Origin of the sequence: Actinoplanes sp. NPDC051470, assembly GCF_040682035.1 — a bacterium.
Classification (GTDB): Bacteria; Actinomycetota; Actinomycetes; order Mycobacteriales; family Micromonosporaceae; genus Actinoplanes.
In genome coordinates, this window is the sequence record NZ_JBFBAA010000051.1 from 18,853 (window position 1) to 42,464 (window position 23,612).

At 72.5% G+C, this 23,612-nt stretch carries 23 protein-coding genes; 14 read left to right on the forward strand and 9 right to left on the reverse strand.

The genetic code is table 11. The features are described 5' to 3' along the window. Nucleotides 1-267: 267 nt before the first annotated feature. The 4 genes from AB0M54_RS45290 to AB0M54_RS45305 form a co-directional block, all read right to left on the reverse strand. Nucleotides 268-1,431, reverse strand: a complete 1,164-nt coding sequence (locus AB0M54_RS45290; RefSeq protein ID WP_364479056.1) for an acyltransferase — start codon at nt 1,429-1,431, stop codon at nt 268-270. Beyond that, nucleotides 1,428-2,312, reverse strand: a complete 885-nt coding sequence (locus tag AB0M54_RS45295) for an alpha/beta hydrolase (protein WP_364479059.1) — start codon at nt 2,310-2,312, stop codon at nt 1,428-1,430. Before AB0M54_RS45295 ends, AB0M54_RS45290 begins: the two co-directional genes overlap by 4 nt. Before the next feature lie 74 nt (nt 2,313-2,386). Continuing rightward, nucleotides 2,387-3,058 (reverse strand): response regulator transcription factor, encoded by a 672-nt coding sequence (locus tag AB0M54_RS45300; protein ID WP_364324979.1) that lies wholly within the window; start codon nt 3,056-3,058, stop codon nt 2,387-2,389. Further along, on the reverse strand, nt 3,055-4,287 hold the full coding sequence (locus AB0M54_RS45305; protein ID WP_364324976.1) for a sensor histidine kinase: 1,233 nt from the start codon (nt 4,285-4,287) through the stop codon (nt 3,055-3,057). Before AB0M54_RS45305 ends, AB0M54_RS45300 begins: the two co-directional genes overlap by 4 nt. Nucleotides 4,288-4,380: 93 nt before the next feature. Between AB0M54_RS45305 and fabG the strand changes: the two genes are divergently transcribed. From fabG to AB0M54_RS45340, 7 genes are all read left to right on the forward strand, one after another. Continuing rightward, nucleotides 4,381-5,085, forward strand: a complete 705-nt coding sequence (fabG, locus tag AB0M54_RS45310) for a 3-oxoacyl-ACP reductase FabG (RefSeq protein WP_364324973.1) — start codon at nt 4,381-4,383, stop codon at nt 5,083-5,085. Nucleotides 5,086-5,119: 34 nt separating this feature from the next. Continuing rightward, nucleotides 5,120-5,887 carry an enoyl-ACP reductase FabI gene (gene fabI / locus AB0M54_RS45315; protein ID WP_364479062.1) on the forward strand — a complete coding sequence of 256 codons (768 nt, stop codon included), beginning with the start codon at nt 5,120-5,122 and terminating at the stop codon, nt 5,885-5,887. 79 nt (nt 5,888-5,966) lie between these two features. Continuing rightward, nucleotides 5,967-6,995 (forward strand): ferrochelatase, encoded by a 1,029-nt coding sequence (locus AB0M54_RS45320; protein ID WP_364479065.1) that lies wholly within the window; start codon nt 5,967-5,969, stop codon nt 6,993-6,995. Further along, the gene (locus AB0M54_RS45325; protein ID WP_364324963.1) at nt 6,992-7,771 is read left to right on the forward strand and encodes an HAD-IIA family hydrolase; all 780 of its coding nucleotides are present in this window, start codon (nt 6,992-6,994) and stop codon (nt 7,769-7,771) included. Before AB0M54_RS45320 ends, AB0M54_RS45325 begins: the two co-directional genes overlap by 4 nt. A 128-nt stretch (nt 7,772-7,899) precedes the next feature. Beyond that, entirely contained in the window at nt 7,900-8,592 is a 693-nt protein-coding gene (locus AB0M54_RS45330; protein ID WP_364479067.1) for a DUF4184 family protein, read from the forward strand. A gap of 130 nt (nt 8,593-8,722) precedes the next feature. Then, complete coding sequence (locus tag AB0M54_RS45335; RefSeq protein WP_364479070.1) at nt 8,723-10,081, forward strand: AAA family ATPase; 1,359 nt, start codon at nt 8,723-8,725, stop codon at nt 10,079-10,081. Further along, nucleotides 10,081-11,421, forward strand: coding sequence for a hypothetical protein (locus tag AB0M54_RS45340; protein ID WP_364479073.1), 1,341 nt, complete (start codon nt 10,081-10,083; stop codon nt 11,419-11,421). Before AB0M54_RS45335 ends, AB0M54_RS45340 begins: the two co-directional genes overlap by 1 nt. Here the strand turns inward: AB0M54_RS45340 and AB0M54_RS45345 are convergent. From AB0M54_RS45345 to AB0M54_RS45355, 3 genes are all read right to left on the reverse strand, one after another. Further along, a complete protein-coding gene (locus AB0M54_RS45345; RefSeq protein WP_364479076.1) occupies nt 11,414-12,835 on the reverse strand; it encodes a S8 family serine peptidase in 1,422 nt (473 codons plus the stop codon). The genes AB0M54_RS45340 and AB0M54_RS45345 overlap by 8 nt on opposite strands. Before the next feature lie 78 nt (nt 12,836-12,913). After that, nucleotides 12,914-13,414 (reverse strand): NUDIX domain-containing protein, encoded by a 501-nt coding sequence (locus AB0M54_RS45350; protein ID WP_364324948.1) that lies wholly within the window; start codon nt 13,412-13,414, stop codon nt 12,914-12,916. Nucleotides 13,415-13,417: 3 nt separating this feature from the next. Continuing rightward, the gene (locus AB0M54_RS45355; protein ID WP_364324945.1) at nt 13,418-14,197 is read right to left on the reverse strand and encodes a hypothetical protein; all 780 of its coding nucleotides are present in this window, start codon (nt 14,195-14,197) and stop codon (nt 13,418-13,420) included. A gap of 88 nt (nt 14,198-14,285) precedes the next feature. Between AB0M54_RS45355 and AB0M54_RS45360 the strand changes: the two genes are divergently transcribed. Then, on the forward strand, nt 14,286-15,092 hold the full coding sequence (locus AB0M54_RS45360; protein WP_364479079.1) for a DUF3097 domain-containing protein: 807 nt from the start codon (nt 14,286-14,288) through the stop codon (nt 15,090-15,092). A gap of 493 nt (nt 15,093-15,585) precedes the next feature. Here AB0M54_RS45360 and AB0M54_RS45365 read toward each other — a convergent pair whose 3' ends face one another. Beyond that, the gene (locus tag AB0M54_RS45365) at nt 15,586-16,917 is read right to left on the reverse strand and encodes a PLP-dependent aminotransferase family protein (RefSeq protein WP_364479081.1); all 1,332 of its coding nucleotides are present in this window, start codon (nt 16,915-16,917) and stop codon (nt 15,586-15,588) included. Nucleotides 16,918-17,135: 218 nt separating this feature from the next. On the opposite strand from AB0M54_RS45365, the gene AB0M54_RS45370 reads away from it, so the two are divergent. Beyond that, nucleotides 17,136-18,143 carry a DMT family transporter gene (locus AB0M54_RS45370; RefSeq protein ID WP_364324936.1) on the forward strand — a complete coding sequence of 336 codons (1,008 nt, stop codon included), beginning with the start codon at nt 17,136-17,138 and terminating at the stop codon, nt 18,141-18,143. Nucleotides 18,144-18,343: 200 nt separating this feature from the next. Here AB0M54_RS45370 and AB0M54_RS45375 read toward each other — a convergent pair whose 3' ends face one another. Continuing rightward, nucleotides 18,344-19,651 (reverse strand): serine hydrolase domain-containing protein, encoded by a 1,308-nt coding sequence (locus AB0M54_RS45375; RefSeq protein WP_364325517.1) that lies wholly within the window; start codon nt 19,649-19,651, stop codon nt 18,344-18,346. A 110-nt stretch (nt 19,652-19,761) separates the two neighbouring features. On the opposite strand from AB0M54_RS45375, the gene AB0M54_RS45380 reads away from it, so the two are divergent. The 5 genes from AB0M54_RS45380 to AB0M54_RS45400 all read left to right on the forward strand — a co-directional run bounded on the left by AB0M54_RS45380 (nt 19,762) and on the right by AB0M54_RS45400 (nt 23,523). Beyond that, nucleotides 19,762-20,406 carry a PadR family transcriptional regulator gene (locus AB0M54_RS45380; RefSeq protein WP_364324933.1) on the forward strand — a complete coding sequence of 215 codons (645 nt, stop codon included), beginning with the start codon at nt 19,762-19,764 and terminating at the stop codon, nt 20,404-20,406. After that, nucleotides 20,406-21,035: a class I SAM-dependent methyltransferase gene (locus tag AB0M54_RS45385; protein ID WP_364479084.1), complete on the forward strand. Its 630-nt coding sequence runs from the start codon at nt 20,406-20,408 to the stop codon at nt 21,033-21,035. The genes AB0M54_RS45380 and AB0M54_RS45385 overlap by 1 nt, the downstream gene beginning before the upstream one ends. A 42-nt stretch (nt 21,036-21,077) precedes the next feature. Further along, nucleotides 21,078-21,527, forward strand: coding sequence for an NfeD family protein (locus AB0M54_RS45390; protein WP_364324927.1), 450 nt, complete (start codon nt 21,078-21,080; stop codon nt 21,525-21,527). Nucleotides 21,528-21,535: 8 nt separating this feature from the next. Then, nucleotides 21,536-22,654, forward strand: a complete 1,119-nt coding sequence (locus AB0M54_RS45395; RefSeq protein ID WP_364324924.1) for an SPFH domain-containing protein — start codon at nt 21,536-21,538, stop codon at nt 22,652-22,654. Between the two features lie 194 nt (nt 22,655-22,848). After that, a complete protein-coding gene (locus tag AB0M54_RS45400; protein ID WP_364479087.1) occupies nt 22,849-23,523 on the forward strand; it encodes a hypothetical protein in 675 nt (224 codons plus the stop codon). Nucleotides 23,524-23,612 lie beyond the last annotated feature (89 nt).

Below are 23,612 nucleotides of genomic sequence, written 5' to 3' on the forward strand. Positions count from 1 at the left end.
ATCGGACGTACCTTCCGTAGGGTTTTCAGCACTCGGAAAGCGCGCACGTCACGTCGCGGCCGGCGTCCACCTCCCCAGGGTCGCGGCGCACACGACGAACACCGCTTCCGCCCGGCAGGGCGGCACGGCGGGGGAGAGGACGGGTTCTACGTCAGCGGGTCAGACACGCGGACGAGCGGCCCGGCCACGACTGGGAGGATCGCTATCTCGCACAGCGATCACCTCCGTCAGTCGTAGCGGTCTTCGGGCCGTTGGGGAGCTTACCGCTTAATCGCGGACCAAGCCGCCCCGGGAGCGTCGTGTCGTCGGCCACGCGACCCGGATCAGGCCGGCGAGGACGAGCGCGAGGAATGGTAGCCACGCCAGCCGGGTGATGATCCAGTGGGGTCCGGTCGGGGCGCTGAGCAGGCCGTTCACGGGTCCGCCGGCGATCAGCGCGGCCACGCCGGTGGTGGCCACCAGCACCGACTGGTGTCCGAGATAGATCGGCAGGGCGGCTCGATTGAGTGACCGGACCACGCCGTTCGGACTACCCCGATCGAGCCGCCCGGCCCGGCCGGCGATGATCAGGTAGAGGCCGATCTGGGCCAGCCCGAGGGCCACGGCGAACAGGGACGGCGGCGAGAGGTTGGAACGACCGTCGCCGGGCACGCCCACCGCCGAGGCCGGGTAGTCGAGGATCAGCACCAGCGCGGCCATCGCGGCGACGCCGGCCACGATCAGGGTGCGGGCGGGCAGGCTGGAGCGGCCGCGGCGGGCCACGGCGATGCCCAGGATCCACGGGACCGACCAGGCGGCGGGTACGGCCAGCCACAGCGGGGCCAGGCCGGCGTCGGAGAGGGCGACCAGGGCGATCCCGGGCGCCACCAGGGGCAGCGGGCCGACGCGGTCGACGGCCCGGGCCAGCGGCTGGGTCACGGCCCGCAGGGCGAGATAGGGGAGCAGGAACCAGAGCGGGCTGATCACGAGCATGGCGATGGTCCGCCGGGTTCCCCAGGGCACGTCCGCGAGGGTGGCCACGAGCAGCACCACGGCCCAGCCGGCCAGCAGCACCGCGACCGGCAGGGCCAGCTTCCGCAGCGCGCCGCGTCGCCGAGGTGCAGCTTCTGAGTGGTGTTGCCGATACGCGCTCAGAGCAAAGGGGCCGGGCCTGCTCCGGCGGCCCGCACCCGAGCCGGGATCGCGGCGGCGGCCGGCGCCGAAACCGCCGGCGAAGAACAGCAGGGCCAGGGTCTGGAAGAACCACGAGACCGGGGCCAGACCGGGCATCGCCCGCAGCGGGCTGGCCTGGTGCCAGGCGCCGCCGTCGCCGATGACCAGGCCGGTCACCAGCCAGTGGCCGCCGACCACGCCGACGACCGCGATCGCCCGGACGACATCGATGCTGTGGTCACGCCCGGCGGTGACCGGGTGGAGGTCCGTGGTGGTCATGCTGTCTCCGTTCCGAGGGCGACCTGGGCGACGGCGTCGAGGGTGGCCGAGCCGGGGGTGAGGTAGTAGTCGTGCCCGGCCACGCCGTCGGTGGGCAGCGGCAAGGCGCCGAACGACGGGTCGGACGGGCGGCGGCCGTGGCCCAGGTCGAAGACGCGCAGCTGGGGGATGCGCCGCATCCAGTCCGCGGGCGCCAGCGCCGACCACACCCGCGCGCCGCCGAGATCCGAGGCGTGGGCGGCGCCCATGCCGGGGGCGCCGAGCGCGACCACGTCGTGCACGAACGGGAGCCGGGGCGCGGCCAGACCGACCACAATGGCACCGTAGCTGTGCCCGACCAGGGTCACCGAGGCCCGCGGGCGCTGGCGGCGCACACCCTCGACGAAGCCGGCCAGGGCGCGGGCGCCGGCCCGGGCGCGCTGTTCGCGTACGGCGGCGAGGCCGATGCCCTCCGGCGGGTCGTAGCCGAGCCAGGCGACCACGGCCACCTTCGCCTTGCGGTCGGTGGTGCGCAGCTTCCAGTAGACGGCCCGCGCCTGCACGGCCGGCGCGCGGCGGGCCACCCCGCCCAGGCCGCGGTCGAAGTTCTTCAGCGTGGTGTCCACCCCCGGCACCAGGATTACGACCCGGTCGGCCTTGGTCAGGTCGCCGACCACCTCGACCGCGGTGCCGTCGCCCGCCGGGTCGAACGACAGGAAGCGCCGGCCCGCCCAGGTGGCGTACGGCCCGCCGGCCCGCTGCATCGCCGCGGCCGAGTCCCGGTAGGCCACCGCGAACGACGGCAGGGCCGGCACCGGGGCCGGGGCCGCGGTCGCGGGATGGACCGGGATCGGCGCGGTGAGGAGGAGCAGGGCGGCGGCACTCAGCAGCGGCTTGGACATGGGCCGCAATGTGCGGCCGCGGCCGGTCGACGATCGTCACACCGGAGTCGGAACCACGGCGTCGTACCGGGGTGCTATTCGCCGACGGCGACCAGACCACACTCGTACGCGAACACCACGGCCTGGGCCCGGTCGCGCAGCCCGAGCTTGGCCAGGATCCGTCCGATGTGGGTCTTCACGGTCTGCTCGGCGACCACCAGATCTTCGGTGATCTCCTGATTGGACCGGCCGCGGGCGATCAGCCGCAGCACCTCGGTCTCCCGTGGCGTCAGGGCGTTCAGCGCGGTCGGCCGGGGGCGGTCGGTGTGCGGGCGGGCGGCGAACTCGGCGATCAGGCGGCGGGTCACGGTCGGTGCGAGCAGGCCCTCGCCGGCCGCCACCACGCGCACGGCGTTGACCAGGTCGGCGGCCGGCGCGTCCTTCAGCAGGAAGCCGCTGGCCCCGGCGCGGAGCGCCTCGTACACATAGTCGTCGAGGTCGAAGGTGGTGAGGATGAGCACCTTCGGGCCGCGCTCGTCCCCGGCCGGACGCCCGCCGAGCAGCCGCCGGGTGGCTTCGAGGCCGTCCATCCGCGGCATCCGGACATCCATCAGCACCACGTCGGGCCCGAGCTGACGGGCCTTGGCCAGGCCCGCCTCGCCGTCCTCGGCGTCGCCCACCACCACGATGTCGGTCTGTGCGGACAGCAGCGCCCCGAAGCCCTGGCGCACCATCGCCTGGTCGTCGACGATCAGCACCTTGATCATTTCGGGGTGTCCTCCGACGTGTACGGCAGGGTGGCCTCGACCCGGAACCCACCGGCGCCGTCCGGCCCGGTCCGCAGGGTCCCACCCAGCAGCTCGGCGCGTTCCCGCATTCCTCGCAGGCCGTGCCCCTCGCCGTCGACCACGGCGTCGGGATGGTCGCTCTCGTTGCGGATCACCAGGATGAGCTGCTCGTCCTCGGCGCGGGCCTCGAGCCGGACCGGCCGGCCGGGCGCGTGCCGGGCCGCGTTGGCCAGACCCTCCTGGATGATCCGGTATGCCGCCAGCCCGACCGCCTCGGGCACCGTGGTCAGCACGGTCGCCTCGACGCTCAGCTCCACCCCGGCCTGCCGGGCCTTGTCGACCAGCACCGACAGCTCGTCGAGCCCGGGCTGCGGCGCCTTGAGCGCCTTCTCGTCGTCGGCCCGCAGCACCCCGAGCAGGCGGCGCATGTCGGACAGGGCCGACCGGGCCGATTCGGCGATGGTGGCCAGCTCGGCCCGGGCCGGGTCGCTGAGCTCGGCCACCCGGAACGGCGCGGTCTCGGCCTGCACCGCGATCATCGACATGTGGTGGGCCACCACGTCGTGCATCTCGCGGGCGATCCGGGTGCGTTCCTCGAGGACCGCCCGCCGCGCGCGTTCCAGCTCGGTGAGCTCGGCCTGCTCGGCCAGCTGGCTCTTGCTGCGGCGCCGCCGGGAGACCATGTCGCCGGCGAACGCCACGGCGGCGAAGAGCACCGCCACGCCGTACGCGTTGCCCGTGTCGGCGAACAGGAACGGCACCACGATGTTGAACCCGGTCGCCCAGATGGTGATCGAGGTGTCCTGGGTGAAGGCCATCAGCAGCATGCCGGCCAGGAACGCGATGATGTGCATCGGCGCCCACGGCCACGCGTCGGTGGACTTCGCGCCGATCGCGCCCACGATGAGCATCGGGTAGGCGAACCGCCACCCGACGACCGGGTTGCGGACGGCGATGACGATCGGCCCGACGGTCAGCACCGAGAGCAGCAGGGCCGACCAGCCGGACATCTCCCGGCTGTCCTGGAGGAAGGCGGCGTTGGCGACGATCAGGCCGATGAGCCCGAGGACGGCGAGCGGCACGGCGTACCGCAGGAAGGTGTTGTCGCGTGGTGGCGTGAGCCGGGTGGTCGGGCCGAGCCAGAGGCGACGCAGACCACCGAACGGGCCCGTGGCTTCGGGGGCGGCGGCCAGGCCGCTAGTCTCCATTCCCAGCAGGTTACGGCGATGGCGCGAGGCTCGCGTCGGCCCGTGGTCTGCTCATCGTTCTCATACCTGGGTATGACATGAGGGAGGCTCCCGTTGGCCCGCACCGTGTTGGTGACCGGCGGCAACCGTGGCATCGGCCTGGCCATCGCGCAGGCGTTCGTCAAGCAGGGTGACCGGGTGGCGATCACCCACCGGGGCAGCGGCGCGCCCGAGGGCATGTTCGGCGTGCGATGCGACATCACCGACTCCGAGCAGGTCGACGCCGCCTTCGGCGCGATCGAGGCCGAGCTCGGCCCGGTCGAGGTGCTGGTCGCGAATGCCGGGATCACCGACGACACGCTGCTGCTGCGGATGTCCGAGGACCAGTTCACCCGGGTGCTCGACACCAACCTGACCGGCGCCTTCCGGGTCGCCAAGCGCGCGTCGTCCAAGATGCTGCGGGCCAAGTGGGGCCGGATGATCTTCATCTCGTCGGTCGTCGGCCTGGCCGGCGGCGCCGGCCAGGTGAACTACGCGGCGAGCAAGGCCGGCCTGGTCGGCGTGGCCCGGTCGATCACCCGCGAGCTGGGCAGCCGCAACATCACCGCGAACGTGGTGGCGCCGGGCTTCATCGACACCGACATGACCGAGGCGCTCACCGAGGCGCGGCGCAAGGAGATCCTGGCCGCGATCCCGGCCGGCCGGCTGGCCCAGCCCGACGAGGTGGCGTCCGTGGTGGCCTGGCTGGCCGGCGACGCCGCCGGGTACATCTCCGGCGCGGTCATCCCGGTCGACGGCGGCCTCGGCATGGGCCACTGAAGCTTCTCCCAGAGCGACAACGGAAAGAGGGACCTTGTCCGGACTGCTGGACGGTAAGCGGCTGCTCATCACCGGGGTGATCACCGACGCGTCGATCGCGTTCAGCGCCGCGAAGATCGCGCAGGAGCAGGGCGCGACCGTGGTGCTCACCGGCTTCGGCCGGATGTCGCTGGTCGAGCGGATCGCCAAGCGGCTGCCCGGGCCGGCCCCGGTCATCGAGCTGGACGTGACCAGCGAGGAGCACCTGGCGGCGCTGCCCGGGAAGGTTCGCGAGCACGTGGACGGGCTCGACGGCGTGGTGCACTCGATCGCCTTCGGACCACAGAGCGTGCTGGGCGGCGAGTTCCTCAACGCCGGCTGGCCCGACGTGGCCAAGGCGCTCGAGGTGTCCACGTTCTCGTACAAGGCGCTGGCCACCGCGTGCCTGCCGCTGCTCGGCGCCGGGAGCAGCGTGGTCGGGCTGACCTTCGACGCGACCAAGGCGTGGCCGGTCTACGACTGGATGGGCGTGGCCAAGGCGGGGCTGGAGTCGGCGTCCCGCTACCTCGCGCTGCACCTGGGCAAGCAGGGCATCCGCAGCAACCTGGTGTCGGCCGGCCCGCTGCGCACCATGGCGGCCAAGTCGATCCCCGGCTTCCAGCAGTTCGAGGACGCGTGGACCGAGCGCGCGCCGCTGGGCTGGGATCTGGCGGACAAGGAGCCGGCCGCCAAGGCGATCTGCGCCCTGCTCTCCGACTGGTTCCCGGCCACCACCGGTGAGATCGTGCACGTCGACGGCGGCTATCACGCGCTCGGAGCGTAGGGCGGTCCGCCTGGCGGTCCGCAACCGGCCGGTCCGCAGCCCGACGGAGCTCTCTGACCATTGGTGGGACAATGGCGTCGTGCCATACGACGCCTTTGTTCTGCTCTCCTTCGGGGGCCCCGAGCACCCCGACGACGTGATGCCGTTCCTGCGCAACGTGACGCGTGGGCGCGGCGTGCCCGAGGAGCGGTTGCTGGAGGTCGCCGAGCACTACTACCACTTCGGCGGGGTCAGCCCGATCAACCAGCAGTGCCGCGACCTGCTGGCCGCGGTCCGGGCCGATTTCGGCGCCCACGGGATCTCGTTGCCGGCCTACTGGGGCAACCGGAACTGGGCGCCGATGCTCGCCGACACGGTCGCCCAGATGCGTGACGACGGTGTCGAGTCGGCGCTCGGCTTCGCGACCAGCGCGTACGGCGGCTATTCGTCCTGCCGGCAGTACTGGGAGGACATCGCGGCCGCCGTCGAACACGTCGGGCCGGGCGCGCCCAAGATCACCAAGCTGCGCCAGTTCTGGGACCACCCCGGCTTCGTCGGGCCCCACGTCTCCGCTGTCCGGACCGCGTTGACCGAGATCGACCCGGCCCGTCACGCCACCACCCGCCTGGTCTTCACCGCCCACTCCATCCCGACGACCATGGCCGAGAACGCCGGCCCGACCGGCGGCCGCTACACCGCCCAGCTCAACGAGACCGCGGCGCTGGTCCACGCGGCCGCCGCGCCCGAGCTCAGCTGGGACCTGGTGTGGCAGAGCCGCTCCGGCCCGCCGCAGGTCCCGTGGCTGGAACCCGACATCAACGACCACCTCAGGGTGCTGGCCGAGAAGGACGTGACCGACGTCATCGTCAGCCCGATCGGCTTCGTCTCCGACCACCTCGAGGTGCTCTGGGACCTCGACAACGAGGCTCTCGAAACCGCTCGTGACCTGGGCCTGGGCTATGTCCGCGCGGGCACGCCGGGCACCGACCCGGCGTTCGTCGCGATGATCCGCGAACTGGTCCTGGAACGCACCGCAAACGCGCCGCAACAGCGGCTCGGTACCCTCCCGGTCTGGGACATCTGTCAGACCGACTGCTGCCCGGCGCCCACCCGAGGGGGACCGAGATGACCGAGCGCAAGGCGATCGAGAGCTGGCTCACCGACATGGACGGCGTGCTGGTCCACGAGGGCGTGCCGGTGCCCGGCGCCCCCGAGTTCGTGAACAAACTCAAGACGTCGGGAAAGCCGTTCCTGGTCCTGACCAACAACTCCATCTACACCCCGCGCGACCTCCAGGCCCGGCTCAACCGGATGGGCTTCGACGTCCCCGAGCAGGCGATCTGGACGTCCGCGCTGGCCACCGCGCAGTTCCTGGCCGACCAGCGCCCCGGCGGCACTGCCTACGTGATCGGCGAGGCCGGCCTGACCACGGCGATGCACGCGGCCGGCTACGTGCTGACCGAGTTCGACCCCGACTACGTGGTGCTGGGCGAGACCCGCACGTACAGCTTCGAGGCGATCACCAAGGCCATCCGGCTGATCGACAGCGGCGCCAAGTTCATCTGCACCAACCCCGACGCCACCGGCCCGTCGAACGAGGGCGCCCTCCCGGCGGCCGGCTCGGTGGCGGCCATGGTCTCCAAGGCGACCGGCGTCGACCCGTACTTCATCGGCAAGCCCAACCCGGTCATGATGCGCTCGGCCCTGAACACGATCGAGGCCCATTCGGAGAGCACCGCGATGATCGGCGACCGGATGGACACCGACGTGCTGTGCGGGCTGGAGGCCGGGCTGGAGACGATCCTGGTCCTCACCGGCATCAGCGATCGCGCCGAGAGCGAGCGCTACCCGTACCGGCCGTCCCGGGTGATCGACAGCGTGGCCGACCTGATCGACGAGATCTAGATCAAGGTCCGGTCGTAGCCGGGTGGTGGGTGCTGACCGTCGCTCCCGCCGAGGGTCGCTGCGCTCCACGTGCGTGAGCGGTTGCGCTTCGTCCGCTGCGCGGACCCCTCATCCGGGATGATCAAGGGGTGCCGTTCACGGGATCCCATCCGGCCGCGGTCCTGCCGTTCAGCCGGACGCCGCTGCCCCTGTCCGCGCTGGTCGTCGGCAGCATGGTGCCCGACCTGCCGTTCTACCTGCCGGTGCCGTACGGCCGCGCGCTCAGCCACCGGCTCCTCGGCGTGGTCACGGTCGACGTGGCCGCGGGCCTGCTGGTGCACGAGGCGTGGCTGCGGGTGCTGGGGCCGGCCGTCGGGTCGGTGCTCGGGCGGCGCGTCACACTGGCCCGGCCCGATGCTCTCCGGGTGGTCGCCGGGCTCGCGCTGGGGGCGGTCACCCACATCGTGTGGGACTCGTTCACCCACGCCGGGGGCTGGGGTGTGCGGCTGGTCCCCGCCCTGAACGCCCGGATCGGCCCGTTGCCGGCCTACGAGTGGGCGCAATACGCGAGCGGCGCGGCCGGCGCCGTGGCGATCGGAACCTGGGCGTGGCGGCGCCGGAAATCGCTGCCGGACCAACCCTCGCTGCCGCGCCGTCCCGTGGCGGCCGCCGTGATCGCCCTGGCCACCCTGGCCGGCGCCGCTCTGGGGTTCCGCCACGGCCTGCGCCGGCCCGACCCGGTGCGCCACGCCTTCTACTACGGCGCCACCTGGGCCGTCGATGCCGGCGTCCTGGCCCTGGTCGCGGTCAACCGCGTCCGAACAGCCGCTCGGACCAGGTGATGGATCCCCCGTCGTACGACCAAGATCGCAAGCCCGCTTTCGGTCCGCCTTCGAGGTACGGTCGGCCTGACCCAAAACGATCACCGCCCGGTACGGCCGTCAGGCACCGCTCCGCCCCTACATTGAGGTCGTGAAGCAGCCGAAGTGGTGGCATCTGCTCATCGTCGGCGCCACCTTGGCGGTGCTCGGCCTGTGCGTGCTCGGCGTCGGCGTGATCACCTTGGAGCGGGCCGACCAGGTCGCCAGCGTCACGTCGGCCGTGCTCACCGGGGCCGGTCTCCTCGTCGCCGTCGCCAGCCTCGTCGTGGCGCTCCGCGATCGTGGGCCGCGCGCCGCGCCGAAGCAGCCGCCACCTGCTCCGCCGGCTCCCGGGCGGCCGCCGCTCGCCGATGACCTGCTCCGGCTCCGCGATGTCACCAACGTCGACCACGAGCGGCTGTTCGGTGTCGACGAGGAGCTCGGACACCTGGGTGAGAGCCTCCGGAACCCGGATGGCGCCTCGATCATCTCGATCTTCGGTGCGGCCGGCGTCGGCAAGACCGCCCTCGCCTACGAGTTGGTCCGGCGGCACGCGGAGGCGGCCGGCTTCCACCGGGTCGCGAGCGTCACCGCGAAGTTCAGCCGCATCGACCGGGTCGGCCATCTCGAACGCGACGCCGAACGGGAGAAGATCGACTGGCACGCCATCCTGGTCGATCTGGCCCAGCAGCTGGCGCCCGGCAAGGACTTCAACGAGATCCTCATCGAGCAACAGCTCCCGGCCGCGCTGCCGGCCGACCCTTGCCTCATCGTCGTGGACAACCTGGAGACCGAGGAGGCCGAGGTCGCCGTCCGGTACCTGGCCGGTTCCGGCATCCTGGGGCCGCACAAGGTGGTGATCACCACGCGCGAGTCCGTCGCCGGAGTCCGGGTCGGCCGCCTGAAGGAACGCACCTGGGACGGGCCTGACCACGACGCCGCCACGGAGTACGCGCGCTACCTGGCGGCCGACGACCGAACCCTCGACCCTCGCAAGAGCGACCTGGAGGATGTGGTCCGGGCCGCCGAGCGCACACCGCTGCTCATCCAGATCATCATCAACCAGGCCCGGGTCGAGCGACTGCCGATCCGCGAGGTGATCGGCCGGCTCCGTGATGTCACCGGCGACCTCGGCCGTGCGGTGTGGACGTTCTGCTACGTCAATTCGCTGAACGTGCTCGAACAGCGACTCCGCGACCCGGGCCTGCCCGCCGACGTCGCTCAGGAACGGGCCGTCGCTCTGGTCACCAGGCTGATGGCCGTCTTCTGCGCCCGGCCGGCGGGCACCAGCGTCACGTCCGAGGAGTTCTACCGGCTCAGCACGATCGCCGACCATGACGAGTTCCTCCGAGCCCGGGCGATGGCCTGCGGGCTCGCGCTCGTCAAGTCGGTACGCAACAACGAGCGCTTCACCGTCCACTCGCTGCTCCGGGAGTTCTTCTGCGCCCAGCAGCGGCCCTGCTCGGCGTGATGACGACGCGACCTCTCGACGCCGAGGCCTGGCAGGGCCGGCTCGGCGGGCTGACCGGGAGCCGGGACTGGTGGACGAACGACGTCAAAGGCCTGATCGAGGCGGCCCGGACCAAGAAGGCGGCCGAGATCCGGGAAGAGTTCCCCACGTACGTGTTCACGGTCGACGAGATGGCCCAGCGCCCGGGCGTCGTCGACGCGGACATGCTCGCGGCGTTCTTCACGGAGTTCGGCCGGCTCGCGGCGAACCTCGGTGAGCCCGCCAACGACCGGCAGGTCGCCGAAGGGCTCGAGCGCGCCATCGAGGTGCAGCGGGCCAACCACGCCGACATCACCGGGCTGTGGCTCGCCAAGGCCGCGTACCTCGGATCCGTCGAGATCGAGAGCGACGAGCGTCTGGACGCGATCAGGACGGCGGTCGAGGGAGCGCCGCCGGGCTCGGAGGAATGGGCGACGGCGATCGTCACGCTGGCCGGCTACCAGCTGGAGGTGAGCCGGTACGACGACGTCATCGCGACCGTCGACCGGTTGCGGACCGGAATGCCCCCGGAGCGGTACCGGCAGAAGTATCGCTGCGCCTCCCTGGTCTACCAGGGGATGGCGCTGTTCACCTCGTTCCAGGATGTCGACCGGGCCCGGGCGGTCCTGCTCGAAGCCCGCGAGTACGAGGCATCGGCCGACGACCTGGTGATCGCGCGCTGGATCGCCACGGCGTACCACTTCCTGGCGCGGATCGCCGAGGTGGATCGGCAGTTCCAGACCGCGGTCGACCTCTACCTGGCGGGCCAGGCGTTCCAGGACCGATGCCCGGAGGAGGTCGGCTCGAACGCGTTCATCCACCTCCGGATCGCCGAGCCGCTCATCGCGGCCGGCGCTCTCGACCCGGCCGCACACCACATCGCCGAGGCACAGCGGTTGGTCAAGGCCGGCTCGAACATCAGCTCGGCCTGGCTTCAGGTGAAACTCACCGAGGCCACGCTGAAGGCGGCCGAGGGCGACCTGCGTCAAGCCGAGGGCATCGCGTCCGGTGCGCTCGACGCCGCCCGGCGTACCGCTTTCTGGCGTGGAGAGCTGCTCTGCCTGGGCTACCTGCTCGTTCTCGGCGTCCGCCGGCGCCGCCCGGACAAGATTCTGGTCGCCGTCCTGCGTATCGCCCGAACCGCCGTCTTCGGCGAGCTACGACGCAACGGCCTGCTGAAGCTGCTCACCCGGGTGCCGGTCATCGTGCCGATCGCCGTACGCCGGATGTCCCGCCGCCCGCGCGGCGCCGGCGAGGCGGCCACCCGCTGCCCCTGCGCGCTTCATGACCGGCCGGTGATCGCGGCCGGCGGCTCTACTTGACCGTCAGGGTGAGCGTGCGCTCGACCGCCCTCGGGACGTAGTCGGTGAAGCGGACCCGCAGCTTGTAGCTGCCCGCCGTGGCCGGGGTGCCGGAGAGGACGCCGGCGCGGGTCAGGGACAGGCCGTGCGGCATGGTGCCGGAAGCCAGGGTCCAGGCGCCGGTCAGGTTGGCCGTGCGGGCGAGCTGCTGCCGGTAGGCGTGGCCGGTGGCGGCGGCCGGCAACGTCGCGGTGGCGATGCGGGTGGCGGCCGGCGGGGGAGTGGTGAAGAGCAGCTTGTTGGGCGACCCGGTGCCGGCGTTGGGGATCTTGTTGCGGGTGCTCGCGGCGAGCAGGCGCGACGCGACCTTGGCCGGGCTCAGCGACGGGGTGGCGGCGAGCAGCATCGCGGCCGCGCCGGCCACGTGCGGGCTGGCCATCGAGGTGCCGTCCATGGTGGCGTACATGGAATCGTCGCCGTCGTAGTCGCCCGGGAAGGACGAGACGATGCCGACGCCGGGGGCGAAGAGGTCGACGCATCGGCCGTAGTTGGAGAACGACGCGCGGCGGTCGCTCGCGTTGGCGGCGCCCACGGTGATCGCGGCGGCGACCCGGGCCGGCGATGACAGGCAGGCGCTGGCGCCCTCGTTGCCGGCCGCCACCGCGTACGTGACACCGGACGCGATCGACTTGGCGACGGCCCGGTCCACCAGCTCGTCCGGCTCGCTGCCGAGGCTCATGTTGGCGACGGCCGGCTTCTTCGCGTGCGCCGTGACCCAGGCGATGCCCTTGATGACGTCCGACGTGTAGCCCTCGCCGTTGCAGTCCAGCACCCGCACGGCGACCAGCCGCACGCCCTTGGCCACGCCGGTGGTCCGGCCGCCGATGGTGCCGGCCACGTGCGTACCGTGCCCGTCGCAGTCGGTGGCGTCGCGGTCGTTGTCGACGAAGTCGTACCCGCTGGTGGCCCGGCCCCGGAACTGGTCGTGGGTCAGCCAGACGCCGGTGTCGATGACGTACGCGTGCACCGCCGAGGCCGCGCTCGACGGCGTGTAGGTGTCGCTGAGCCTCGGCGCGCGCTGGTCGATGCGGTCCAGGTTCCACCTGGGGTCGCGCTGGGTGCCGGCGACGCGTACGCGACGGTCCGGCTCGACCATGGCCACGGCCGGGTCGGCGGCGATCCGGGCGGCGTCGCCCGCGGTCAGCATGGCGGTGAACCCGGAGACGCTGGGCAGCGTGTCACCCACCCGGTCGCCGGCGAGCCGGTCGGCCGCGGAGCCGAGCGAGTCCGCGCTCAGCCCGAGCGACGCGTGCAGCGCCACGATGTAGCGCCCGGTCGGGGCCGCGGCCTGGGCCGGCGCAGCAGCGATGCCGGCCCCGGTGAGAGCGGCGAGCAGGGCGGTGGAGGCGCGGCGGAGCCGCAGGTGAGAGGTCATGTGCGTCCGTGCACCTTCGCCTGGGTGGGTTGATCTGGGCGCCAGGAAGATCGGCGCGTCACCCATCCGCCGGAGAAGTCAGCCGGTAGTGGCTCGGTTGCGGCGCGCGAACCAGGTGTCGGCCACCTCGGTGTGCAGCGGGAAACCGAGCTGCACCGGCCCGGCAACCACCTCGAGCGCCAGGGTCTCGTCGTTGGGGACGAAGGACGGCAGGGACAGCAGCGGCGGGAGCTCGCCGAAGACCAGCAGGATGCCGTCCAGGGCGCTCAACGCCTCGAACAGCCGGACGTCCGACGCCGCCTGGACGATGCCGGTCTCTTCCTTCAGCTCGCGTACCGCCGCCTCCTGCCAGGTCTCACCCACCTCGATGAAACCGCCGGGCAGGGCGAGCCGGTCGCGGGCGGGCGGAATGCCGCGCCGTACCACCAGCAGGCCGTCACCGACCGGCTGGACCACCACGGCCACCGGCAGCGGGTTGCGGTAGCTGATCTCGGCGCAGGCGGCGCAGCGCCGTGGCCAGGCCTGGTTGGGGGTGAAACGCGCGCCGCAGAAGGTGCAGTGGGCGAGCCGGTCTTGCACGCCTCAGCCCAGCGGCGAGTTGCAGGCGGCGACCAGGGCCTGGCGGCACGCGGCGGTCAGCGGGCGCAGGGCCACATCGCGTTGCTGGGCCTCGTACGTGTTGACCGCCCCGCCCGGCGCGTTGTGCTCGGCCAGCGTCAGCACCTGGTCGAGCACGCTGGCCCGGGCGAACACCCGGCGCGCCCGCGGGTCGAAGCCCGGCGGCAGCGTCGCCGTGCTGTCGGGGCGCCGCAACGCCTGCAGCGCGCCGGCCAGCTCGGGCCGCCACTGGGCGACGTCGAGCCGGGTCAGTGCCGTGGTCGCGTCGGTCAGCGCCTGGGTCAGCTCCTGCTCGGCCTCGGCCGCGCCGATCTGGAAGCCCGGGCGGTAGGACTCGGTCGGGATGACCCGCCACAGCACGGTCTCGAACGTGACGCCGGAGCCGGACGTGTGCGTGCGGACCTCGGGCACCACACCGAACGACGGCGTCATCACCGCCTCGCCCGCGAGCATCGCCGCACCGGTCAGCGGGCCGGGCCCGGCCAGGCCGCGCGGGTCGCCGGGCGCGGGCAGGACGAGGCGTATCTCGTCCGGATGCAACTTGGCGAAGACGGGCAGGGCCTGGGCCAGCGGGACGTCGGTCCACGTGCCGGGAGCGTCGGCGACCAGGTGTTCCTCGTCGCCGGCGATCTCGCCGTCGAGCTCGTCGAAGGGAACGAGACCGGCCCGCCAGGCGCGCACCCAGGTCACGAACCGGGTCGACCGGCGTGCGGTGAGGGTGGCCGCGTTGGCTGCGGGGGACATGCGGCAAGGGTACGTGCCGTCCGACAGCCTTGTCTCGGCCGGAGCGTCAGATACGGCGTGTTAGATGACACGGGTTACGGTGCGTCCCATGTATGGGGAGGACGTGCTATCCGGTAACTGGCGGCGGCGCAAGGTGGTGCCCGAGGTGGACGCCGAGCGTGACCTGGTGGTGGAGGATGTGGACTCCGGCTTCTGCGGCGCGGTGGTCGGTTTCGAGTACGGCGCGGTGGTGCTCGAGGACCGGCACGGCAAGCGCCGCAACTTCCCGCTGGAGCCGGCCGCGTTCCTGCTGGAAGGCCAGACTGTGACCCTCCGCAAGCCGCCCCCCGCGCCGCCGAGGCAGGCCCACACCCGCACCGCGTCCGGCTCGACCGCGGTGGCCGGCGTCAAGGCCCGGGTGGCCAAGGCCGGCCGCATCTGGGTCGAGGGCGTCCACGACGCCGCCCTGGTGGAACGCATCTGGGGCGACGACCTGCGCATCGAGGGCGTCGTGGTCGAGCCGCTGAACGGCATCGACGACCTGCCCGGTGCGGTGCGCGAGTTCGGCCCCGGCCCGAAGGCCCGCCTGGGCGTGCTGGTCGACCATCTCGTGCCCGGCTCCAAGGAGAGCCGCATCGTGGCCTCGGTCAAGGACCCGGACGTGCTGGTCACCGGTCACCCGTACATCGACGTCTGGCAGGCCGTGAAGCCCGAGCGGGTCGGCCTGCGCGCGTGGCCGGTCATCCCGCCCGGCCGCCCCTGGAAGGAGGGCGTCTGCGCCGCCGTCGGGGTGCGCGAGCCCTACGAGATGTGGCGCCGCATCCTCAGCTCGGTCAGCAGCTACAAGGACGTCGAGACGCCGCTCATCAACTCGATGGAACGACTGATCGACTTCGTGACCGAGCCGTACCTCTGAAGATCAAGTTCCGGTCGTAGCGAGGTGGGTGGTTCAGATCGCTGCTCCCGCCGAGGTCACATCGTCCGGCCCCAGATCAAGATCAAGAGATGACAGATGTCGTACCTGGGTGGGGCGTACAGACCGCAGCTCCCGCCGAGGCCGGGTGGGCGGCTCCAAGGCCGCGGGGCGGCCAGAACAGAGCCCCCCACCCTTCATCTGCGTAATTGGTCACCCTCCTTTTCGCCGCGCCTGTGGACAACCGCCGGAAACCGTCACACCCGTCGGCTACATTTCCGCCCACCCACAAGGGCGGGGGAGGCGGGCGGCGGCCGCGACGATTGCCATGATCAAGAAGCCTGGCCCTCCCGCCACGGATGCCCTCGCTTCAGCTACGTGAGCGGTCACCTTCATTGCCGGTCACCTCGTTGCCGGTTGCCGGTCACCCTCGTTGCCGGGTGCCGGGTGCCGGGTGCCGGGTGCCGGGTGCCGGGTGCCGGCTGCTGCCGCGATCTCATTGCCGGCGGCCGGCCGCTGAGGCGATCAGGGCGGCGGCCTCGCGCAGGCGGTCGGGGGTGGACGCGGCGTAGCCCAGGACCAGGCCCGGCGGGCCCGGGGCGTGGCGGTGCCAGGAGAGCGGCTGCACCATCACGCCCTCGGCGGCGCAGGCCAGGGCCAGCTCCGTATCGGGTGTGTCGCCGGGCAGGGTGACCACGAGGTGCAGGCCCGCCGCCACGCCGGTGACCCGGGCCGACGGGAGATGCGAACGGAGGCCGTCGAGCAGGGCGTCCCGGCGGCGGCGCTGGCGGGTGCGGACGGCGCGCAGGTGCCGCTCGTAGTCGCCGGTGGCCAGCAGCCGCGCCAGCACGAGTTGGGGCAGCGTGGGATTGCCCAGATCGCTGGCGTGCTTGGCGGCCAGCAGCGTGGGGCGGAGCCGGGCCGGCGCGATCAGCCAGCCCAGCCGCATGCCCGGGGCGAGAGACTTCGAGGTGCTTCCCGCGTACGCCACCCGCGCCGCCGCCGAGGCCTGCAGCGCGGCGACCGGCGCCCGGTCGTACCGGTGCTCGGCGTCGTAGTCGTCCTCGATCACCAGCCCGGGCCAGTCCAGCAGATCGCGGCGGCGGGCCGGGCTGAGCACCACCCCGGTGGGGAACTGGTGGGCCGGCGTGAGCACCACCGCGTCCACACCGGCGGCGCGCAGCGCGTCCACCCGTACCCCCTCGTCATCGACCGGCACCCCCACCGGCCGCACACCCCAGTGGACCATCTGGTCGCGCGCCCCGCGCGACCCCGGATCCTCGACCGCGACCTCGGTCGTCCCGTTCGCGCGCAACGTCTGCATGAGCAGCGCCAGCGCCTGGGCGACGCCGCTGACCACGATCACGTCGTCCGGCTCGGCGCGCACCCCGCGGCTCCGCGCCAGCCACCCGGCCAGCTCCCGGCGCAGCACCGGATGACCGCCCGGGTCGCCGTAGCCGAGATCCGAGCCGGTCGACCCGTCGAGCACCGCCCGCTCGGCGCGCAACCAGGCCGCGCGGGGGAACGCCGACAGGTCGGGCACGCCCGGGGAGAGGTCGTAGCGGATGCCCGCCGGAACCGGCACGGGCAGCCGGATGCCGGCCCCCGTACGCCGATCGGTGGTCACCCCCGACGGCGGCGCCGCCGCACCCAGCGTGCTGACCACGGTGCCGGCGCCGGCCCGGGCGGTGACCAGCCCTTCGTCGAGCAGCCGCTGGTACGCCTCGACCACCACGCCCCGCGAGACGCCCAGGTCGGCGGCGAGCACCCGGCTGGCCGGCACCCGCACACCCGGCGCCAGCCGCCCAGCCCGGATCGCCGCCCGCAACCCGTCAGCCAGCCACGCCGTCAGCCCCTTCCCCGGCGCCGTCTCGGGCCGCAGCTGCAGAAAATCCGACCCGTTGCCGGGTGCCGTCGCGGGCGGTGGCTGCGGAAAGTCGGGGCCGTTGCCCTGCGCCGTCGCGGGCCGGCCGAAGTCCGATTCTGGAATGGTCCACCTCCCGAAGCCCTGATTGGTCCTTCACCCGGACCATTCGCCTGACCAGCATGAACCGTGTGAACGGAAAAGGCATCACCTCAGGCGCCGCCGGCATGGTCTTCGTCGGCGGCAGCGTCGCGGTGTCCGGGGCGCTCGCCGCCGCGCCGCTGGCCACCATCCAGTCGCTGCGCTACGCCGCCGCGGCCCTGCTGCTGGTCGGCTATGCCCGGCTCACCGGCCGGTCCCTGAAGAGGCCGCGCGGCCGCGAGTGGCTCTGGTTGCTCGGCGTCACCGGCGCCGGCCTCGTCCTCTTCAACATCGCGCTGGTCCAGGGCTCGAAGCACGCCGAACCGGCCGTGCTGGGCGTGGCCGTCGCCTGCGTCCCGATCGTGCTCGCCGCGCTCGGCGGCCGCGGGGGAGCGAGAAAGAGCGTTCTTTCTGCCGCCGCGGTGGTGACGGTCGGAGCGGTGCTGGTGGAGGGCGCGGGCCGCGCCGACGCGGTCGGCATCGGCTGGGCGGTTGTCACATTTGCCTGCGAGGCCGGGTTCACCTTGCTGGCCGTTCCGCTGCTCGGCCGGCACGGCCCGGTCGGTGTCTCGGTGCACACCACCTGGCTGGCCGCGGCCCTGTTCGGCGCGTACGCGCTGGTCGCCGAGGGGCCGTCGGCGGTGACCACGCTGACCGGCGCCGAGATCCTGGCCGGCGCCTATCTGGCCGTCGGGGTGACCGCGTGCGCGTTCGTGCTCTGGTACTCGGCCGTCCACAGCCTCGGCGCCGGGCGCGCCGGCCTGCTCACCGGCGTCGCCCCGATCGCGGCCGCCGCGGCCGGCGTCGCCCTCGGCGAGCCGATGCCCGGCCCCCTGGTCTGGGCGGGCATCGCCCTGGTCGCGACCGGCCTGGCCATCGGCATGCCGACCCGCTCCGGCCCAGCCGCGCCACCCGCCGCCGACCCGGCGCCACCGTCATCGGGTCACCGGGAAGTCGGGCCCGGCCCCGCGTCAACGTCACCGGGCCAGTCGGGAGTTGCGGTCGGCCTCGTGCCATCGCCGCCGGGTCAGCCGGGAGTTGCGGTCTGACCGTGCGCCATCGTCGCCGGGTTGCCCGAAAGCCGCGGCCGATCCCGCGCCAACTGTTGCCGCGGAACTCGGGAGCGGTGGACGCGGGACAACCCGGCGGTGGACGCGGAGGGTGACCACGACGGCGGCCGCTCCCGGGTCACGGGCACGTGCTGTGCCCGTACCCGGAGAACGGTCTTGATCTCAAAAAAGGAGCACGGTCACGCCAGGTGGGCGGGGTCTCGGCGGAAGACGAACGTGGCGATGTCCAGGGCCTCGACCGCGCCGTCGACCGCGCGGATCACCTGGAGGATCTCACCCAGCTGCTCGCCGCTGACCCCGCGCCAGCGGTCGCCGCCCTCGCGGACGAAGCGCCAGTCTTCCTCGCCGGGCACGGCCATCACCAGGTCGTCGCCGTCGGCGCGCATCTCGAGCTCGCGGCCCATCCACCACCAGCGGCCGGACAGCTCGGCCGTCTCGCGGGTGGGCGGGGCGGCCGGACGCCACGGCTTGACGGCCTCCGGCTCGGTGTCGAGCACCGCGGTCAGCGCGTCCAGAGCCACCTGCTGGATCGAACCGCGGCTCAGCCCGTAGGCGTTGGCGAACGCGATCACCCCGAGGCGGCTGCGGCGATGCACGGCGAGGGTGGCGACGTAGCCGGGCATCGAGCCGCCGTGCCCGACGTACACCCGCTCGCCGACCCGGTAGAGCTCCGGCCCCAGCCCGTGCCCGCCGGTCCACGACTCGAGGTCGTAGAGGGAGACCGGCACGCACATCTCGTCGACCGTCTCCCGGCCCAGCACCGCGGGCGCCGGGTCGGCCAGGAACGCCGCCCACTTGGCCATGTCGGTGATCGTGGACCAGAGCTGGCCGGCGGGGGCCATCGCGCCGGCGTCCGGCCGGGGCTCCTCGTGCAGGGTTCCGTGCACCGGGTCGACGACGTAGCCGCGGGCGAACGGCTCCACCGGCGCGTAGGTGGTCCGCTTCATCCCCAGCGGATCGAGCACCCGCTTGCCGACCAGGGTGGCCCACGACTCGCCGGCGACCTTCTCGAGCACGGCGCCGAGCAGCCCGTAGGCCAGGTTGGAGTAGTGGAATGCCCGGTACGGGCGGCCGGACAGCTTCTCCGGCGCCAGCCCGGCCAGCAGCTGCTCGACGGTGCCGCCGTCGTTGCGCTCCCACCACGGGCCGTCCGGCTCGCGCTGCAGGCCCGAGACGTGCCCGAGCAGCTGGCGCAGGGTGATGCCGCCGACCGGGGTGCCCGGGAGGTGCCGGTAGAGCAGGTCGTCGAGCGCGAAGGACCCCTCGTCGCGCAGCTGCATGATCATCGTCGCGGTGAACGTCTTGGTGATCGACCCGAGCCGGTACTGCGTCTTCGGGTCGGGCCGCGGATGTTCGCCGGCCGCCGCGAAGTGGAGCACGGCCCGGTCGCGCACCACGCCCAGGGCGACCGACGGCACCCGGCCCGAGGACTGCGCGGCAGCGGTGATCTCGGAGACACGTCGCACGGATTCCGGCAGCAGGGTCACGGGTGGCCTTTCGGTCGGGATTTCCATGTCTAACTGCCTCGGCCCGTTCTGGCTACGGAGATTCGTGCGTATACTCGGCAACGAATATTCGGCGGCGGATAAGGATCTCGGTGGCGAAGAAGACGCGCAAGGTGGGCAATCTGACGGCGTTGGCGCTGCTCGCGCTGTTGTCGCCGGGCGAGCCGATGCATCCGTACGAGATGGCGACCGTGCTCCGCCGCACCGGCAAGGAGCACGACATGGCCATCAAGTGGGGCTCGCTCTACACGGTGGTCGGCAACCTGGCCAAGCACGAGCTGATCGAGCCGGTCGAGACCGGCCGGGCCGGCCGCCGCCCCGAGCGCACCCGCTACACGATCACCGACGCCGGCCGCACCGAGCTGCACGACTGGATGACCGAGCTGGTCAGCGACCCGGCCGAGGACCGGCCCCGGTTCGCCGCGGCGCTGTCCGTGCTCGGCGTGCTCAGCCCGGCCGAGGCCGCCGCACTGCTCGAGGTGCGCCTGGCCGCGCTCGACCGCGAGATCACGGTCCGCCGGTCGACGCTCGAGATCGACGCCGCGACGGTGCCGCGGCTGTTCCTGATCGAGGAGGAGTTCGGCCTCGCGGTCCGTGCCGCCGAGGCCGAGTGGGTGCGCGGGCTGCTGGGCGAGCTCCGCGACAAGACGTTGCCGGGACTGGCCGACTGGCAGGCCTGGCACGAATCCGGCGGTGAGGCGCCGCCGGAGTTCCGGGCGCTGCTGGAGGACAAGTGATGAAGCTACGGGTTCCCGAGATGGAAGGCCGCTCCGCGCGGTGGTACGCCAAACAGCGCGGGAGCGCGCCACAGATGTCGGCCTACCGCCGGTCGGCGTCGAAGCTGTCGGCCGAGGCGCCGGGCGCGACCGTGCTCGAGGTGGCGCCCGGTCCGGGCTACCACGCCGTCGAACTGGCCCGCCTGGGTCACCCGGTGACCGGGCTCGACATCAGCCACACGATGGTCGAGATCGCGCGCGAGACGGCGGTCCGGGCCGGCGTTGATGTGGACTTCCGGCCGGGGGACGCCACCGCGATGCCGTTCGGCGACGGCTCGTTCGACCTGGTCGTCTGCCAGGCCGCGTTCAAGAACTTCCTCGACCCGACGGCCGCGCTGAACGAGATGCGCCGCGTGCTGCGGCCCGGCGGTCTGGCCGTGATCCAGGACCTCAACTCCGAAGCGACCCGGGCCGACATCGCCGCCGAGGTCGCCGCGATGGGACTGAGCGCCGTGAACGCGGCGCTCACCCGGCTGACGCTGAGCTGGCTGCGGCGCCGGGCCCGCACCGTCGCCCAGTGGAGAGAGCTGACCGGCGAAGCTGAGATTCGGCTGGACGGTCTGAGCCTCGAGGTGCGTCTTCGGGCATGAGGTGGATGCGCAGTCCGTGCGTAGACGTGTCACGATTCAGGTATGGAAGCCGTGCTCTGGGTGGTCCTCGCCATCGCGCTAGCGATCGGTGAGGCCTTCACGGCGACGTTCTTGATCATCTTCTTCGCGGTGGGCGCTCTGGCCGCCGCGGGCGCGGCCGCGCTCGGCGCGCCGGTGCTGGTCCAGGCGATCGTCTTCGCGGTCGTCTCGGCCCTGTCGGTGGGGGCGGTCCGGCCGATCATCATGCGACATCAGCGGTCCGCACTGGAGTCCGGCGAGACCCCGATCGGGGTGGAGGCCATCGCCGGCTCCCGGGCGACCGTGCTCGAGGAAGTCGACACCGAGCACGGTCTGGTCAAGATCGACGGGGAGCTGTGGCAGGCCCGCGTCATGGACCACACCGAGAAATACCAACCCGGCCAGCGGGTCCGGGTCGTCAAGGTCACCGGCGCCACGGCCATCGTGTGGCGCGATGACATGCCAGATATCTGAGGGGCGCTATGGACGCTGTCGTCGGCATTCTCATTTTCATCATCGCGTTGTTCGCCGTCATCACGCTCATCCGGTCGGTGCGGATCGTGCCGCAGCAGCGGATGGACGTGGTGGAACGGCTGGGCAAGTACAAGCGGACCCTGTCGCCCGGACTCAACCTGCTCGTGCCGTTCGTCGACGCGGTCCGCAGCAAGGTGGACATGCGCGAGCAGGTGGTCAGCTTCCCGCCGCAGCCGGTCATCACGTCCGACAACCTGGTGGTCTCGATCGACACGGTCCTCTACTTCAAGGTGGTCGACCCGGTACGGGCCACGTACGAGATCAACAACTTCCTGCAGGCCATCGAGCAGCTCACCGTCACCACCTTGCGTAACGTGATCGGCTCGCTCGACCTGGAGCGGGCCCTGACCAGCCGCGAGGAGATCAACCGGCACCTGTCCAGCGTGCTCGACGAGACCACCGGTCGCTGGGGCATCAAGGTGACCCGGGTCGAGATCAAGGCGATCGAGCCGCCGCCGAGCATCCGCGACTCGATGGAGAAGCAGATGCGCGCCGAGCGGGAGCGCCGCGCGACCATCCTGAACGCCGAGGGCCACAAGCAGGCGTCGATCCTGACCGCCGAGGGTGAGAAGCAGTCCCAGGTGCTCCGCGCCGACGGTGACCGGCAGGCCCGGATCCTCCAGGCCGAGGGTCAGGCCAAGGCGATCCGGATGGTCTTCGACGCGATCCACACCTCGAACCCGTCGCAGAAGGTGCTGGCCTACCAATACCTTCAGGCCCTGCCGCAGATCGCCAACGGCACGGCGAACAAGGTCTGGATCGTGCCGACCGAGCTGACCAAGGCCCTGGACGGTCTGGGCGGCGCGCTCGGCGGGCTGGCCAACATGGCCAACGACAAGCCCACCGAGAACATCGACTCGGGCGCGGTCGAGCGCGAGGCGGTCGAAGCGGCGGAGGCCGCGGCGGCCGAGGCGGCAGCGGTCGGCCGGCAGGTGCGGGAGGCCGAGGCTCAGGTCTCCGGCGACCAGAACGCGCCCAAGAGCCTCCCGGCTCCCGACCCGGTCCCGCCGTCGGCGGCGCTCGGCGGCGCCGACTACAACGGCGCACAGCAGCAGGAACGCGCCTGATCCTCTGATGGGGCGGCCGGTGACGGCCGCCCCACCGGACAACCGCGGCCCTCACCGGCCGCCCCACCGGAAACTTGTGTCCCTTTTCGGGGGTTTCACGTCGGAATATCAGATCGTCTGCGAGGCTGTCCGCAGAGGACCCACCGACGGTGCCCCCGAGCCGCTCGGCCGTGACCCGAGCGAGGGAACGCGCCATGAGCATCAGCCAGCGGCAGACCGCGAGCGGACGCCCGCTCCGAGTGACACCAGCCTGGGTCGGCGCCGCGCGCCCGGTCCCCGCGACCTCCGACGACCACCTGCTGCCCGTACGCGAGGCGGTGTGGATCTGGTCGGTCCGCCGCTACGCCCGGGTGGCCCTGTGGGCGCTGCCGGTGAGCGCGCTGCTGCTCGGCTGGTCCGGGCTCGGCGTGGCCACCCCGCCCGGCCCGCTCGTCGTCCGGCTCGCGGCCGGATGGTGCTCCACGATCGCGATGATCGCGCTGGCGGCGTTGCTGGCCGGCTCGCGTACCCGTCGCCCCGCCCTGACCGGGCTCCTGATCGGCCTGGCCGGCGCCACGATCCTGCTGCCCATCTCGGCCCTGCCCGCCGGCGTCGCGCCGGACGGCAGCACCCTGACCGGCGGCGACATGCACACCGCGGCGATGGTCGGCGCGGCCGTGCTCGGCGCCGGCTGGCTGCTGCTCGGCTGGGCAGTCTTCCGCAGCCGCCTGGTCAACCCGGCCGACGGTGTGCTGCTGATGCTGGCCGCGGTGTCCATCGGCGCCGGCTCGTACGCGGTCCAGCCGTTCCCCACCATCGGCGCGCTGCTGCTGCTCGCGGCCGGCATGGGCCTGGCCTGGACCGGTGGCCGCCTCATCCCGCCCGCCTAACTCGAAAATCGACCGTGACCAGATACGCGGCAGCATCCCGCGGCGCGAAGCGGCGTGGGATGGGTCTTGGTTGAAGCGGTGACTTATGC

Bases quoted from the DNA above. Each gene is read 5' to 3' on its own strand.
- AB0M54_RS45395 (WP_364324924.1), top strand. From the start codon at position 21,536: ATGGACGCTGTCGTCGGCATTCTCATTTTCATCATCGCGTTGTTCGCC.
- AB0M54_RS45325 (WP_364324963.1), top strand. From the start codon at position 6,992: ATGACCGAGCGCAAGGCGATCGAGAGCTGGCTCACCGACATGGACGGC.
- AB0M54_RS45400 (WP_364479087.1), top strand. From the start codon at position 22,849: ATGAGCATCAGCCAGCGGCAGACCGCGAGCGGACGCCCGCTCCGAGTG.
- AB0M54_RS45300 (WP_364324979.1), bottom strand. From the start codon at position 3,058: ATGATCAAGGTGCTGATCGTCGACGACCAGGCGATGGTGCGCCAGGGC.
- AB0M54_RS45390 (WP_364324927.1), top strand. From the start codon at position 21,078: ATGGAAGCCGTGCTCTGGGTGGTCCTCGCCATCGCGCTAGCGATCGGT.
- AB0M54_RS45305 (WP_364324976.1), bottom strand. From the start codon at position 4,287: ATGGAGACTAGCGGCCTGGCCGCCGCCCCCGAAGCCACGGGCCCGTTC.
- AB0M54_RS45370 (WP_364324936.1), top strand. From the start codon at position 17,136: ATGAACCGTGTGAACGGAAAAGGCATCACCTCAGGCGCCGCCGGCATG.
- AB0M54_RS45385 (WP_364479084.1), top strand. From the start codon at position 20,406: ATGAAGCTACGGGTTCCCGAGATGGAAGGCCGCTCCGCGCGGTGGTAC.
- AB0M54_RS45295 (WP_364479059.1), bottom strand. From the start codon at position 2,312: ATGTCCAAGCCGCTGCTGAGTGCCGCCGCCCTGCTCCTCCTCACCGCG.
- AB0M54_RS45345 (WP_364479076.1), bottom strand. From the start codon at position 12,835: ATGACCTCTCACCTGCGGCTCCGCCGCGCCTCCACCGCCCTGCTCGCC.
- AB0M54_RS45355 (WP_364324945.1), bottom strand. From the start codon at position 14,197: ATGTCCCCCGCAGCCAACGCGGCCACCCTCACCGCACGCCGGTCGACC.
- AB0M54_RS45360 (WP_364479079.1), top strand. From the start codon at position 14,286: ATGTATGGGGAGGACGTGCTATCCGGTAACTGGCGGCGGCGCAAGGTG.
- AB0M54_RS45340 (WP_364479073.1), top strand. From the start codon at position 10,081: ATGACGACGCGACCTCTCGACGCCGAGGCCTGGCAGGGCCGGCTCGGC.
- AB0M54_RS45290 (WP_364479056.1), bottom strand. From the start codon at position 1,431: ATGACCACCACGGACCTCCACCCGGTCACCGCCGGGCGTGACCACAGC.